The organism is Microbacterium paraoxydans, from assembly GCF_019056515.1.
GTDB lineage: Bacteria > Actinomycetota > Actinomycetes > Actinomycetales > Microbacteriaceae > Microbacterium.
Window position 1 is genome coordinate 2,230,103 of the sequence record NZ_CP064873.1, and the last position, 14,840, is coordinate 2,244,942.

The following is a 14,840-nucleotide window of genomic DNA, read 5'->3' on the forward strand; positions in this document are numbered from 1 at the left end:
ACACCGGCACTCGACCGCCGCGCGGACGCAGGCAGAAGGGCGGGGTCGCCTAGAATCGGCGGCCGCGACGTCGGCGCACGGCGATGACGCTCGGGACGAGCGTCGAAGGAGCGGTGGCGACCGAAGGCATGCGGCGACGATAGCGCGGCCGTGTTCGGCACCGCAAATCCGGGGCGTCACACGACAGCGCGCGCGACCGGTGCGGCGAAGAAGGCCCGTTCGTGCGCGCTCGATGCGAGGAAGGCTCGCCGCATCCGCTCTCGGCCGGTGTCGTCGGCCCTCGCGGCCGCGGCGGCGACATGCGCGACGGCCTGCCGGGTGGCCTCCGCGAATGCCGGATCCGCGTAGGTCGCCAGCCACGATGCGTAGGGATGCCGGGGGTCGCGGGGCGCCGCGCCGAACGCTCCGGCATGGAGCCGCTCCCCCAGGTCGGTGTAGAGCCAGAAGCACGGCAGCACCGCCGCGATCACCGTGGCGTAGTCCCCGCCGAAGGCGACGGCGCGCAGGTGGTCGAGGTAGGCGACCGTGGCCGGGGCGGGCTCGGCGGCGAAGGTCGCGCCGCTCACCCCGGTCTCCGGCGTCAGCCACGACGCGTGCAGCTCCAGCTCGCCGCGGATCGCGCCGTGCGCGGCCTCGGCCCAGAACGCCTGCTCGTCGGGGGTCGGAGCGAGACGTGACGCCTCCCCGAGCACCCGGGCGTACTCGCGGAGGTAGAGGGCATCCTGCGCGAGGTAGAAGACGAAGGCGTCGCGGTCGAGAGTCCCCTCGGCGAGCGCGCGCACGAAGGGCAGCGCGTCGATGTCGGCGCGGATCGCGGCGGTCTCGTCCCACCAGGCCGCGGCCACCTCCTCCGGTGTCGGCCGGGTCTCGACCCCGCCGCGCGCCCAGAGTCCCGAGAAGGGATGGATCGGGCCGTGTCCTCGCCCGATCTCCAGGTCGTCCGCCGCACGGAGGGACTCCCGTAACCAGGCGCGCGCGGCGCGCACCGCGGTCGCGGGATCGTCGCCCCGCGCCAGTCGTGTGGCCAGAGCCGCGGACAGCGAGCAGCCGGTGCCATGGGTGTTCTCCGTGCGGATGCGCGCCCCCGGGAATTCCGCGTGCGTACCGGCTGCCGTGTCGATCAGGGCGTCCGGTGCCTCGTCCCCGGGCAGATGCCCGCCCTTCACCAGCACCGCGGTCCCCATAGCGGCCGACAGCTCTCGCGCCGCGGCGAGCGCGTCCGCCCAGTCCGCCACCTCGTGACCGACGAGCACCGCGAGCTCGGCGAGGTTCGGGGTGACCACCGTCGCCAGGGACAGCAGGCTCCGCAGCTCGCGCTCCGCATCGGGGTGGAGCAGCCGATCCCCCGAGGTCGCGATCATGACGGGGTCGAGCACGACGATCGGGGGCTGTGTGTCCCGGAGCCACGCGGCGACCGTCCGGATCACCTCCACGTCCGCGAGCATGCCGATCTTCACGGCGTCGATGCGGATGTCGTCACCGACGGCGTCGAGCTGCGCCCGGAGGAAGTCCGCGGGAGGAACGTGCACGGCGCGGACGCCCTGCGTGTTCTGGGCGGTCAGGGCTGTCAGGGCCGCCATGCCGTAGCCCCCGTTCGCGGCGATCGCCTTGAGGTCGGCCTGGATGCCCGCGCCCCCGGACGGATCACTGCCGGCGATGCTGAGCACGTGCGGCACCGCCCGCCCCATCCAGCGCCGACGGAAGGCCGCGGCGGCTGTCCGGGGGTCGCCCGCCGCGCACAGCGCCGACACCACCGCGATCCCGGCCGCGCCGGCCGCGCGCAGCGCCGCCGTGTCATCGAGCTCCACCCCGCCGATCGCGACGCACGGCAGCGCACTGCGCGCGGCGAACGCGGCGAAGCCGTCGATGCCGAGCGGGGCCGGGTGGTCGGGCTTGGTGCGCGTGGGGCGGATCACGCCGACCCCGAGGTAGTCGACCGTGCCGGGCGGCAGCGCGGCGACCTCCTCGAGGTGCGCGGAGGTGTTCGCGGTCAGCCCGATCAGGGCCTCCGGGCCGAGGAGCTCGCGCGCGCGGAGCACCGAGGCGTCCGCCTGACCGAGGTGCACCCCGTCCACCCTGGCGCCGCGACGACGGGCCTCGACGGCCGCATCGAGGCGATCGTTCACGACGAGCAGCGCGCGACCGTCGATGGCCGCGGACAGAGCGAGGAGCTGCACGACGGTCTCCTCGTCCGTCGTCTCCTTGTCGCGCAGCTGCACGATGCGGACACCGCCGGCCACCGCTTCGCGGACGGTCGCGACCACCCCGCGTGCGCCACACAGCAACCGATCGGTGACGAGGTAGAGGGACAGGTCGACGGTCATCGGGTCTCCTCCTCGACGCGGGCGCGGTCCCGGAGATCCGCCGCGGTCACGGCGGACAGCGCATCGAGCAGTCCGACGGCGAAGCTGCCCGGTCCGCGGGAGGTCTCCGCCGCCTGCTCGGCCGCGACCGTGTAGACGAGGGTCGCCGCGGCCACCGCCGTCAGCGCATCGGTCCCGGTACCGCGGGACGCCCCGAGGAAGGCCGCCATCACGGCCCCCAGCGCGCAGCCGCCGCCCGTCACCCGCGTGAGCAGCTCGTGCCCGTTGGCGATGCGGATCACCCGTTCCCCGTCGGTGAGGAGGTCGACCGGGCCGGAGACGGCGACCACGGAGCCGTACCGGTCGGCGAGCTCGCGCGCAGACGAGGCCGCCGCCTCGGTGCCGTCCGTCGCATCGACGCCGCGGCCGCCGCTGCTGTGCCCGGCGAGCGCGAGGATCTCCGACGCGTTGCCGCGGATGGCGGTCGGGCGCCGCGCGGCCAGCTCGTGGGCCAGCGCCGTCCGCACCGGGAGCGCGCCGATCGCGACGGGATCGAGCACCCAGGGCGTGGCGGCGGCGAGCGCTCCGGCCACGGCTTCCCGACTCGCCTCCCGCTGCTCCGCGGTCGGCGTCCCGAGGTTGACGAGGAGCCCCGAGGCGGCACCCGCGAACGGTCCGGCCTCGCCGACGATGTCGACCATCGCCGGCGCCGCACCGAGCGCGAGCAGCACGTTGGCGGTGAACCCCGTCACGACGGCGTTCGTGAGGCAGTGCGTCAACGGCGGCGCAGCCCGGACCTCCTCCCGCAGCCTTCCCGCCGTGACGGCGAGGTCGAGGACGGATTCCGGACGCACAGGATCGCTCATTGCGACATCCCTTCGCTAGTACGAACTAGATCAGGTTCGACGGGTGTGATCTCAGCCGCGGATGCGGCACCCCGTGTCACTGCCTCGCAGTCTAGCGAGCGAAGGCGTCGAGCAGCGCCCGCTCCTCCGTCCGCGTGAGTCCGGCGCGGCGCTCCCGGTCCACGCCCCGTTCGCGCTCGTCCGCCACGACGCGTTCCAGCGTCTCTTCGAGGGGCCGGATCCTACCTCCGCTGCGCCGGTACCGCGCGTTCGAGCGGGTCATGAATCCGCTCATCTCGGGCGGCAGCCACAGCGGGAGCGAGCGCGGCCCCGCCCAGTATGCGACACCCTCCGCGACGAGACGCTCCTCCGTGCCGACGATGACCGGACCGGTGTGCCCGGTGGAAGCGCGCACCGTACGCAGCACGTCCTCCAGGTCGCGCACGTCGCCGATCGCGTTGACGGCGCCGGTGACAGTGGCGGACATGACGAAGGCGGCGACGTCCTCGACGTCGATGACCTCCGCCGTGCGCCCGTCGAGCGGCGGGAGCAGCACCGGCTCGTCCAGGGCCCGGAGGAACGCCGCGGCCCAGTAGCCGAAGCGATCGCTCGGGTCGCCGTCGCCGACGATGAGGCCGGGACGGACGAGGAGCGCGCGGTCGCCGAGGCTCTCCTGCACGGCGTCCTCCGCCGCGACCTTCTGCCGCGCGTAGTCGTCGTCCTCACCGGCCTGCGCCGCCGGGTGGCGCGGGGCCGACTCGTCCGTCCCGACCGTCTCGTCGTCGCGGTACACCGACATCGACGAGATGTACGTCCACCGGGCGGCACGGTCGCCGAGTGCGCGGACCGCCCCGGAGACATGTTCGACGCGGGAGGAGACGTCGACGACGTGGTCCCAGTCGGTGCGCGAGACGACGTCATAGGCGTCCTCGTCGTCGCGGTCGGCGAGCACGAGGGTCGCTCCCGGTGGCGCCGGCCGCCCGCCGCGGGCCAGGCAGGTCACCGACGCCCCCGCCCCCAACGCGTGCGCGGCGATGCGCCCCGACAGCCATCCGGTTCCCCCCAGGATCAGCACATCCGTCATGTGCCCATGTCATCAGGATCGACGACTCGGGGGAAGGGCCTCCGCTCAGAGCGGAGCGACACATCCCACCCCGCGAACACCGCCCACCGCGCGAGCACAGGCCATCACGCGGACACAGGCCCTCACGCGAACACCGCCCACCACGCGAGCTCAGGCCCTCACGCGAGCACAGGCCATGGGCGCTGCTGTCGCCTGATGCCGCGCGAACGCCTGATGCCGCGCGGGCTCGGCGCCGTCGCGGAGGCCGGCCCCGAAGCGGTCAGGGGATGACGATCTGGTCGAGGCCGTCCAACACCGGGATCGTCCACGACGGGTCCGGTCGCCAGTCGATCCACTCCCGATCGAACGGCCAGTCGCCGGCATGGAACGACGCGATGGCCGCGACCGCGTGCCGCTCGATCTGCGCGGCCTGCGCGGCGGTCAGCCGTCCCTGGTCGACGGCGGCGACCAGCTCGTCCTCGTCCTTCATCGCCACGCGCCCGTCCAGTGCGATCTCGACGTCGAGGACGTGATCGGAGGTGTAGGTGGCACTGTCGGTGCGCAGGTGCGCGTTCTCGAGGTTGACGTACCAGCCGGCGAAGTCCCACGTCGTCCCGGTGACCGAGCTCCAGAACAGCCAGACCGACCACGGCACTCCCGCGGGCGCGATGCGCAGGATGCCGTTGCCCCACCACTCCTCGACGATCCGGCGCCGGGGCTCCCGCCACCGCCGATCGAGCGGGACGGCCCGGATGCGCTCCCCGTCCCGCGTGCCCTGACCTTCCTGCTGCGTCCCGGCGGCGAGCCACGCGACGAGACCGCGCTCATCGTCACGGACGACGCGCATGGGGGTGACGGTCGCCGCCTCCCCCGTGGTCCACCCCGGCTTGCGGTAGTGCCAGTCGAGCTGCGCACCCGGCGAGAGGAACGGTCCCTCCCCGAGCGATCGCGCTCCGGCGGGGACCGAGGGTGGCGTGGGCTGCAGGAGGAGGCTCGTCATCCGGCCACGCTATCGCGAGAGCGCACGGCTCCCCGGAAAGGGGCCGTGCGCTCTCCCGATCAGTCGCGGAGGGCGGCGCCGAAGCGCTCCGCGGCCACGGCGACGCCCGCCATCTTCGCCTCGGAGGCCTCCGCGGCGGTCAGCGTGCGGTCGTCGGCGCGGAAGCGCAGGGCGAACGTCAGCGACTTCGATCCCTCGGGCACACCCTCGCCGCGGTAGTCGTCCACGAGCCGGACGGACTCCAGCAGCGCGCCAGCGCCCTCGGCGAGAGCCGCGCGGACCTCGCCTGCCGGCACCTCGGCCGGGAGCGTGAGCGAGACGTCCTGCGTCGCGGCCGGGAACGTGGACAGCGACGCCGCCACGATGCGTCCTCCGGCGAGCGTGAGCAGCCGGTCGAGGTCGAGCTCCAGCACGGTGGCGCGACCGGGCAGATCGGCCTCCTCGGCGACGGCCGGATGCAGCTCGCCGACGTAGCCGACCTCCTCGCCGGCGGCGACCAGCGCACCGGTGCGTCCGGGATGGAGCGCGGCGCGCTGCGTCTGCACGACGTCGATCTCGATGCCCGCGGCGGCCCCGATCACGCGGACCGCGTCGAGCGCCTCGACGAGCCCGGCGGCCTCGGCGGCACGCCCCGGCTGACGCGGCGACACATTGCCGGTCAGCAGCACCGCGACGTGGCGCTCCTGCGGGGGGATGGAGGCGTCGAGCTCGGCGAGCACCTCATCCGACGGCCGGACACCCAGCGGCGGGACCTCGGCGGTGCCGTACTCCACGCCGGGCTCCGGGACGAACACGGCCCCGGTCTCGAACAGCGCGAGATCCGTGAGCCCGCGCGAGATGTTGCGGTGCGCGGTCTGCAGCAGACCCGGGATGAGCGAGCGCCGCAGGAACGGCACCTGCCCGTCGAGCGGGTTCGCGAGGCGGATGCTGGGCAGGTGCTCACCGGACGCGGAGCCGTGCAGATCGTTCTGCGCCTCGGTCGTGAACGGGAACGCCGGAGTCTCCACGAACCCGGCGGCTGCGAGAGCGTTCGCCACGCGGCGACGCCCCTGCTGGTGGGCCGTGAGACCGCGACCGGACGGCGGCGTCGGCAGCACCGCGGGGATGCGGTCGAGTCCGTGGATGCGGGCGACCTCCTCGGCGAGCGACCACTTGTCGGTGAGGTCCGGGCGCCAGGTCGGCGGGATGACCGTCCACCCGCCCTGGGTCCCTGAGCCTGTCGAAGGGCTGACCTCCGCCCCGATCGTCGTGAGCGCCCCGGTGATCTCGTCGTCGGTGTAGTCGACGCCGATCAGCCCCTGTACGAAGCCGCGCGGGAGCTCGATCTCGGCGACGAAGACCTCGGCGAAGAGCGCTCCGCCCTCCTCCGTGAGCGTGCCGCCGGCGAGCTCGACCATGAGGTCGGCTGCACGCCGGGCCGCGACGAAGGGGATCAGCGGGTCGACGCCCCGCTCGAAGCGCTTGGACGCCTCGCTCGGGAGCTTGTGACGGCGGGCCGTGCGGGCGATGGTCGTCGCGTCGAAGGTCGCCGCCTCGATGAGCACGTTCCGCGTGGTGTCGCTCATCTCGGTGGTGCCGCCGCCCATGACACCGGCGAGGCCGATGGGACCGGAGTCGTCGGTGATGAGGAGGTCTTCGACGTGCAGCTTCCGCTCCACGCCGTCGAGCGTGGTCATCTTCTCCCCCGGCGTCGCGCGACGGACGGTGATGCCGCCCGTGAGCTTGTCGAGGTCGTAGCCGTGCAGCGGCTGCCCGAGCTCGAGCATGACGTAGTTCGTGATGTCGATGAGCACACCCAGCGACCGCATGCCCGCGAGGCTCAGGCGCGCGATCATCCACGGCGGGGTGGGTCGCGACGGATCGACGTCGCGCACGACCCGGGTGACGAACTCGCTCGCGCCGACCTTGCCGCGCACCGGCGCCTGGTCGTCGACCACGGCCGTGTGTCCGGAACCGGGCTGCAGCTCGGCGAAGTCGCGCTCGGCGGGGTCGCGGAAGGCCGCCCCCGTGGCGTGGGAGTACTCACGGGCGACGCCGCGCACCGAGAACGCGTAGCCGCGGTCCGGCGTGACGTTGATCTCCACCGCGACGTCGTCGAGGCCCAGCAGCGCGATCGCGTCCGTGCCCACGGGCGCATCGATGCCGAGGTCGCTCAGCACGACGATGCCGTTGTGCTCGTCGCCGAGACCCAGCTCGCGCGCGGAGGCGATCATGCCGTCGGAGACGTGACCGTAGGTCTTGCGGGCGGCGATGGGGAACGGACCGGGAAGGACGGCGCCGGGCAGGGTCACGACGACCTTGTCCCCGACGACGAAGTTGTGCGCGCCGCAGACGATCCCGCGGACACCGCCGTGCTCGGGACCGACGTCGACCTGGCACCAGTTGATGGTCTTGCCGTTCGACTGGGGCTCCGGTTCGAGCGAGACGACCTGGCCGACCACCACGGGACCCGTGATGTCGAAGCGGTGCACGTCCTCCTCTTCGAAGCCGACGGTCACCAGCGCCGCGAGGACGTCCTCGGGCGTGGCATCCGCTGCCAGGTCGACGTACTCACGCAGCCACGAAAGCGGGACGCGCATCACACCACCATCCCGTACTGCTCGCTGAAACGGATATCGCCCTCGGCCATGTCGCGCATGTCCTGCACATCGCTGCGGAACATCAGGCCCCGCTCGATGCCCATGCCGAACGCGAAGCCGCTGTACACCTCCGGGTCGATCCCGGCCGCGCGCAGCACGTTCGGGTTGACCATGCCGCAGCCGCCCCACTCGATCCAGCGCGCGCCGCCCTTGAAGGTCGGGTGCCACAGGTCGAGCTCGGCGGAGGGCTCGGTGAAGGGGAAGTAGTTCGTGCGGAAGCGGGTCTTGGCCTCCGGACCGAAGAGCTGCTTCGCGAAGTGGTCGAGCGTGCCCTTGAGGTGCGCCATCGTGATGCCCTTGTCGACGACCAGCCCCTCGAACTGCGTGAAGACCGGGAGGTGCGTGGCGTCGAACTCGTCGGTGCGGTACACGCGGCCCGGGCACAGCACGTAGATGGGGACCTCGCGGTTCAGCATCGACCGCACCTGCACCGGGCTCGTGTGCGTGCGCATGACGAGGTGGCGCGAGGTCGGGTCGACGTAGAAGGTGTCCTGCTCCTGGCGGGCGGGGTGGTCGACGTCGAAGTTCAGCGCGTCGAAGTTGAACCACTCGTGCTCGAGCTCCGGCCCCTCCGCGATCTCCCACCCCATGCCGACGAAGATGTCCTCGACGTGGTCCTGCAGGAGAGCGAGCGGGTGCCGGGCGCCCACACGCGTCCGCGACGGGACGGCGGTGATGTCGACGCGCTCGGCCTCCAGGCGCGCGGCGACCTCGGCGGCGGCCAGCTCGGCCTCCTTCGCCGCGAGCGCCTGGTTCACACGACCGCGGCCCTGGCCGACGAGCTTGCCGAACGCGGCCTTGTTCTCGGGGGCGACCTGGCGCATCGAGGCGTTCAGGACCGCGAGCGGCGATCCCTCCGCGACGTGCGCCGCACGGGCGGCTTTCAGCGCGGCGGTGTCGGCGGCCGCGTCGATCGCCGCGAGGGCGTCGGCGACAGCGGCTTCGACCGCTTCGGGGGTGATTTCCGGAGACTCTGACACGGGAGTCGAGTCTACCGGCGCGGGACGGGCGCCCCGCGCCGGTAGCGGCTCAGAGGCCGGAAGCGCCGGAGCTGTTGGCGTCGAACTTGCCCAGCCCGCGCTGCGCCACGATGAGCGACGTGTTCGTCTCGCCGTCGTGCTGGCGAGGGTCCGCCTCGTCCGGTCCGGCCTTGGCCGAGCGCTTCGCCCGACGCTGCAGGCGGTAGGCGATGTAGGACAGCACCAGACAGACCGCGACGTACATCGAGCCGCCGACGATCGCGGCGGGGATCAGCGGCGACCCGTAGGGCGCCTGGTTGCCGATCTGGTTGATGACGTACAGCAGCTCCTGGTACGTGATGATGAAGCCGAGCGCGGTGTCCTTCAGGGCCACCACGAGCTGCGCGATGATCACGGGCATCATCGCCCGGACGGCCTGCGGGATGAGGATGAAGTACATGACCCCGGTCTTGCGCAGGCCGATCGCGTAGCCGGCCTCCTTCTGTCCGCGCGGCAGCGACTCGATCCCGGCACGGAGCACCTCCGCGAGCACGGAGCCGTTGTAGACGATGAGCGCGATGACCACCGCGTAGTACGGGGGCATCCGGATGCCGATCACCGGAAGGCCGTAGTACAGCAGCATCATGAGGATCAGGACGGGGATCGCCCGCATGATCTCGATGATCCACCGCACCGGTTCGCGCACCCAGGCGTGCTCGGAGAGGCGGCCGATGCCGAGGACGAAGCCGAGGACCAGCGAGCCGACACCGGCGACGGCGAAGGCGGAGAGCGTGCTGAGCAGGCCCTCCCCGAAACGCACCCAGACCGCCGAGTAGGTGAAGATGTTCCACTTCTCCGCGGAGAACTGGCCGGTGGCGTACAGGCGCCAGACCACCCAGCCGAGCACGGCGAGGACGACGAGGATCGTGACGGCACCGATGATCCGGTTGCGGGCGACCGCGCGGGGGCCCGGGACGTCGAACAGGACGGAACTCATCGCGCGACCCTCCACTTGTTCTCGAGCACGCGCTGCACCCAGCTCAGGAGCAGCACGAGCACGACGAAGATGACCATCACCCAGAGCAGCACGACAAGGGCGTTCTCGCCCCGCTCGCTGAGCGCCGCCCGGATCGTGCCGAGGTTGACCACCGAGAAGCCGGCGGCCACCGTGGTGTTCTTCATGAGGGCGATCAGCACGCTCATGAGCGGCGGGACCACGGACCGCGTGGCCTGGGGCAGCACGACGAAGCGCATGACCTGGCCGAAGTTGAGGCCGATGGCGCGTGCCGCCTCCGCCTGTCCGACCGGCACCGTGTTGATGCCGGCGCGGATCGCCTCCGCGACGTACGTGGCGGTGTAGATGCCGAGGGCGATCGTGGCCAGCAGCAGGGAGTTGACCCGCTCCCCCAGCAGGATCGGAAGGCAGAACGCGAAGAAGAACATCACCAGCGTGAGCGGGGTGTTCCGGATCCAGTTCACGTACACGGCGCCCACGCCGCGCGCGATCGGGACCGGGGACACGCGGGCCGCTCCGACGATGAGTCCGAGCACCACGGCGATGAGGCCACCGCCGAGGAACAGCGCGATGGTTCCCCACAGCGCTTCACCCCAGAGGTCGAGGTGGTCCGAGATCACTCCCACTGCTGTGCCTTTCGGTTCGTTTCCGCGTCAGATCGACGCCGAGGAGGACGGGGGCGGCCGGTCGGACCGACCGCCCCCGGAGAGATCAACCGACCGGGTCGACCTCGGGCTGCTCGGCCTTCACACCGGAGGCGCCGAGGTTGTTGTCGAAGATCTGCTGCCAGATGTCGCCACCGTCGGTGAGCTGCGTGTTGAAGTACTCGACGAGCGCGTCGTCGCCCTTCGCCACACCGATGCCGTAGCGCTCCTCGCTGAACGGCTCGCCGACGACCTTGAGGTTGTCGGGGTCCTGCGCCGCGTAGCCGATGAGGATGGCCTCGTCGGTGGTGACCGCGTCGACCTGACCGTTCTTGAGGTCCTCGACGCACTTGGAGTACGTGTCGTACTCCTTCGTCTTCACCTCGGGGTAGTTCTCCTTGATGTTCTGGATCGGCGTCGAACCCGTCGCCGAGCAGACCGTCGTCGAGGAGTCCAGGTCGTCGACGCTCGCGATGTCGCTGTCGGCGGCGACGAGGAGGCCCTGGCCGGTGACGAAGTAGGGACCGGCGAAGGCGATCTGCTCCTTGCGCTTGTCCGTGATGGAGTAGGTGCCGACGTAGTAGTCGATGTCACCGTTGACGATGGCCTGCTCGCGGTTCGCGGAGGCGATCGCCTGGAACTCGATCTTCTCGGGGTCGACTCCGAGGGACGCCGCCATCCAGCGGGCGATGTCGACGTCGAAGCCGGTCCGCTCCCCGGTCACGGGGTCGAGGTAGCCGAGACCGGGCTGGTCCTCCTTGACGCCCACCTTGACGGTGCCCGACGAGGAGATGCGGTCGAACGTGGGGCTCCCCTCGATCGTGACGTCCTCCTCGACGGTCCAGGGCGTGCTGCTCGAGGTGTCGCCCTCGTCGCTTCCCGACGTGCCGGTGCTCGACGGCGTGCCGCTGTTGCAGGCCGTGAGCGCGAGCAGCGCCACCGTGGCGATCCCGAATCCGGCCAGTGTCCGTGTGCGTCGCATGTGCGTCTCCTTCGTGTGCTGTGCTGTGGGTGCTGGGTCTGGGAAGTCAGTGCGTGAGGAGCTTCGAGAGGAAGTCCTTGGCGCGGTCGCTCTTCGGGTTCGTGAAGAACTCCTCGGGCTTGGCCTCCTCGACGATCCGGCCGTCCGCCATGAAGACGACGCGATCGGCCGCCTTGCGGGCGAAGCCCATCTCGTGGGTGACGACGATCATGGTCATGCCCTCCTGGGCGAGCTCGACCATGACGTCGAGGACCTCGTTGATCATCTCCGGGTCGAGCGCGCTTGTCGGCTCGTCGAAGAGCATGACCTTCGGCTGCATGGCGAGGGCCCGTGCGATCGCGACGCGCTGCTGCTGGCCGCCGGAGAGCTGCGCGGGGAGCTTGTTCGCCTGCTGCGCGACGCCGACGCGCTTGAGGAGCATCATGGCTTCCGCCTCGGCGTCGGACTTCTTCAGGCCGCGGACCTTGATCGGGCCGAGCGTCACGTTCTCGAGGATCGTGAGGTGCGCGAAGAGGTTGAAGGACTGGAAGACCATGCCGACGTCGGCGCGCAGGTGCGCGAGCGCCTTGCCCTCCGCGGGCAGTTCCTTGCCGTCGATGCGGATCGAGCCGCTGGTGATGGTCTCCAGACGGTTGATCGTGCGGCAGAGCGTCGACTTGCCAGAGCCGGAGGGGCCGATCACGACGACGACCTCCCCCGCGTTGACGGTGAGGTCGATGTCGCTGAGCGCCTGGAACTCGCCGTAGTGCTTCTGGACGTTCTCGACGACGACGAGCGGGGTTTCAGAGGTCATCATTTCTCCAAACTAGCCACGCGATGCGCGCGGTTCCAGGCACCACGGTGAGGTTTACACGTTCGTAATCACCTGATCGCGGCGCCAATGCATCCTCGCAGGGGCACCCCACGGCCCGCCCCCTCGGGCCGCGGGATCGCCCTGCTGCCACGCTCCCAGCGACAGCAGGCAGCAGGTGTCCGATCGTGTGCGATCGACCTCACCCTGGCAGAGCCGGCGCACGGCTGTCAGGGATCTTGAGGATTTCTTGAGGGGGCGCCGGTCACCGGCGCAGATCGCGGTAGTACTGCTCCGCGCCGGGGTGCAAGGGCACCGGTCCGGTGAAGATCGCCGACCGGCGGTCCAGCAGCGCCGCCGCCGGCACATCGGCCGCGAGCGCGGTACGCGCCGCGAACAGGCCCGCGACGAGATCGTGGACGACGCCGGGCGGGGTGCTGCCGGCGGTGACGAGGTAGTTCGGCACCGCCATCGTCGTGACGGAGACGTCGAGTCCGTAGGTGCCCGCAGGCACGTCGGCGGGCCGATACGCGTGGGAGTACCGCTCGTTGACCGCGTTCACCCAGTCCTGCTCGACCGGGAGCAGGCGCACATCCACGGTCTCCGCGAGGTCCGCGATTCCGGGCGTCGGCAGCCCGCCCACCCAGAAGAAGCCGTCGATCTCGCCGCGCTCCATGGCGGCGATGGACCCGCCGAGGTCGAGCTGCGGATCGTCGATCGCGTCGGCGGCGACGCCGGCAGCGTGGAGCACCCGGGTGGCGATGACGTTCACCCCCGAGTTCTCGGCTCCGAGGGAGATCCTCCGCCCGGAGAGGTCGGCCAGGTCGTCCAGGGCCGAGTCGTCGCGCACGACGATCTGCAGGTACTCGTCGTAGAGACGGGCGATCGCCTGCACGTCCAAGGCCTCGGTGAAGGCGCCCGTCCCCGCCACCGCATCCGCCGCCGCATCACCCTGCGCGAAGCCGAGGAGGGCGTCCCCCGCGCTCACGCGCAACAGGTTGTCCACCGATCCCGCCGTCACCTCCGCCGTGAGGTCGACGTCGAGCTCACGCGACAGCTCGGCCGCGAGGTGGCTGCCGTAGTCGTGGTAGACACCGGTGGGGCTGCCCGCGGCGAGCACGGCGACGGTCTCCGTCCAGTCCGCGGAGCGCGGGCTGCACGCGCTCAACCCGACTGCGGTGACGAGCGCGAGCATGCCGGCGACGACACGCCGCCCCCACGCGCTCATGCCGCCGCCTCCGCCGGGAGGACGAGGGCCACGAGGAGCCCGCCGCCGTCGGCCCCCTGCACCCGCAGCTCGCCCCCGACCGTCGCGAGGAGGTCGGTCGCGATCGCCAGCCCGAGCCCGGTCCCCGGCATGTCGCCGCTGTCCGCGCTCCGCCAGAAGCGATCGGCCGCCGCCGACGCATCCTCCGGCGACAGTCCGGGGCCGTGGTCGCGCACGGTAAGACGGCATTCGTCACCCGCGCGCTGCGCGCCGACCTCGATGGACGAGCCCTCCGGCGAGTACTTCACCGCGTTGTCGATCGCGGCGTCGAGCGCGCTCTCCACGATGGTGCGGTCGGTGATCGTCATGACCGACGACTCCCCCGTCCGACGCAGCACGATGGCCCGCTGCGCCGCCACCTCCTGCCAGGCCTCGACCCGGCGTCCGGCCACGGCGGCGAGATCGACCGCCGACATGGTGGAGTCGGTGCGACCGCCGCGGGCGAGCCCGAGGAGGGTCTCCAGGATGCGGGTCATCCGCCGGCCCTCCTCCCTGGTCTCCTCCACGTCGTGGTCCCACTCGCGTCCCAGACCCGTCGCGAGGTGCTCGACGCGCAGCAGCAGCGCGTTGAGCGGATTCCGCAGCTCGTGCGAGGCGTTCAGCGCGAACTCCTGCTGGCGGGTCATGACGCGCTCGATCTCGTCGGCCATGCCGTTGAACACCCGCGTCATGCGCCGCAGCTCGGGCGGCCCGGTGCCCTCGGCCACCCGCGCGTCCATCTCCCCCCGCTCGATCGCCGCCATCGTCTCGTCGAGACGGCGCACCGGGGAGAGCACCCAACGGGCCAGCCCGGCGACCAGGAGGATGCCGAGCGCGCACAGCAGCACGACGATGAGGCCGAGCACGAGCGTCTGCCGGAGGATGACGGTCTGCGGCGTCTGGGTGCCTCCGGTCACGAGCACGGCGCCGATCACGTCGCCGTCGTCGAACACCGGCTCCACGAGCGCCGCATCGGACACGATCCAGGCGGAAGAGGTCGGCTGCTCGGCGCGGCGTCCGGAGAGCGCCAGCCGCACCCGCTGCGCATCCCCCTCCGACAGGACCGTGTCTCCGTGGTCCCCCGCCGCCCACGGGCTGCCGGTGAGATCGAACACGGTCACCTCGATCCCGTAGACCTCCTGGAAGCGGCGGACCTCCGCGTCCATCACCGCCGGGCTCCCGGAGCGCAGCGCCTGTCGGGCGCTCGTCGCGAAGTACCCCAGGTCGCCGAGCTGCTCGGCGTAGAACGACTGCTGGACGCTGCGAGCCGCGCTCCACCCCGTCACGCCGCCGAGAGCGACGAGCACCACGATCAGCGGCACGAGGAAGACGACGGTCAGGCGGCGGCGCACGT

General features: G+C 71.7%; 12 protein-coding genes and 1 riboswitch. All 12 genes read right to left on the bottom strand.

The genetic code is table 11. The annotated features are described in order from the left end of the window. Positions 1–176 precede the first annotated feature (176 nt). Complete coding sequence (locus tag IZR02_RS10740) at positions 177–2,324, bottom strand: bifunctional hydroxymethylpyrimidine kinase/phosphomethylpyrimidine kinase (protein WP_025105265.1); 2,148 nt, start codon at positions 2,322–2,324, stop codon at positions 177–179. Next, positions 2,321–3,169: a hydroxyethylthiazole kinase gene (thiM, locus tag IZR02_RS10745; protein ID WP_025105266.1), complete on the bottom strand. Its 849-nt coding sequence runs from the start codon at positions 3,167–3,169 to the stop codon at positions 2,321–2,323. Before thiM ends, IZR02_RS10740 begins: the two co-directional genes overlap by 4 nt. After that, positions 3,160–3,253, bottom strand: a riboswitch (TPP riboswitch). Its footprint overlaps the gene before it by 10 nt. 7 nt (positions 3,254–3,260) lie before the next feature. Beyond that, positions 3,261–4,232 carry an NAD-dependent epimerase/dehydratase family protein gene (locus tag IZR02_RS10750; protein WP_025105267.1) on the bottom strand — a complete coding sequence of 324 codons (972 nt, stop codon included), beginning with the start codon at positions 4,230–4,232 and terminating at the stop codon, positions 3,261–3,263. A 259-nt stretch (positions 4,233–4,491) separates the two neighbouring features. Next, entirely contained in the window at positions 4,492–5,211 is a 720-nt protein-coding gene (locus tag IZR02_RS10755; RefSeq protein ID WP_062764620.1) for a DUF402 domain-containing protein, read from the bottom strand. 59 nt (positions 5,212–5,270) lie between these two features. Beyond that, on the bottom strand, positions 5,271–7,790 hold the full coding sequence (pheT, locus tag IZR02_RS10760; protein ID WP_126893644.1) for a phenylalanine--tRNA ligase subunit beta: 2,520 nt from the start codon (positions 7,788–7,790) through the stop codon (positions 5,271–5,273). Continuing rightward, positions 7,790–8,830 (bottom strand): phenylalanine--tRNA ligase subunit alpha, encoded by a 1,041-nt coding sequence (gene pheS, locus IZR02_RS10765; RefSeq protein ID WP_217316416.1) that lies wholly within the window; start codon positions 8,828–8,830, stop codon positions 7,790–7,792. Before pheS ends, pheT begins: the two co-directional genes overlap by 1 nt. Positions 8,831–8,879: 49 nt before the next feature. Then, positions 8,880–9,806: an amino acid ABC transporter permease gene (locus IZR02_RS10770; protein WP_025105271.1), complete on the bottom strand. Its 927-nt coding sequence runs from the start codon at positions 9,804–9,806 to the stop codon at positions 8,880–8,882. Further along, positions 9,803–10,450, bottom strand: a complete 648-nt coding sequence (locus IZR02_RS10775; protein WP_025105272.1) for an amino acid ABC transporter permease — start codon at positions 10,448–10,450, stop codon at positions 9,803–9,805. The genes IZR02_RS10770 and IZR02_RS10775 overlap by 4 nt, the downstream gene beginning before the upstream one ends. An 85-nt stretch (positions 10,451–10,535) precedes the next feature. Beyond that, positions 10,536–11,450, bottom strand: coding sequence for a glutamate ABC transporter substrate-binding protein (locus tag IZR02_RS10780; protein WP_025105273.1), 915 nt, complete (start codon positions 11,448–11,450; stop codon positions 10,536–10,538). A 46-nt stretch (positions 11,451–11,496) separates the two neighbouring features. After that, a complete protein-coding gene (locus IZR02_RS10785) occupies positions 11,497–12,243 on the bottom strand; it encodes an amino acid ABC transporter ATP-binding protein (RefSeq protein WP_025105274.1) in 747 nt (248 codons plus the stop codon). A 262-nt stretch (positions 12,244–12,505) separates the two neighbouring features. Beyond that, a complete protein-coding gene (locus IZR02_RS10790; RefSeq protein ID WP_025105275.1) occupies positions 12,506–13,468 on the bottom strand; it encodes a TAXI family TRAP transporter solute-binding subunit in 963 nt (320 codons plus the stop codon). Beyond that, positions 13,465–14,838: an ATP-binding protein gene (locus tag IZR02_RS10795; protein ID WP_025105276.1), complete on the bottom strand. Its 1,374-nt coding sequence runs from the start codon at positions 14,836–14,838 to the stop codon at positions 13,465–13,467. The genes IZR02_RS10790 and IZR02_RS10795 overlap by 4 nt, the downstream gene beginning before the upstream one ends. Positions 14,839–14,840 lie beyond the last annotated feature (2 nt).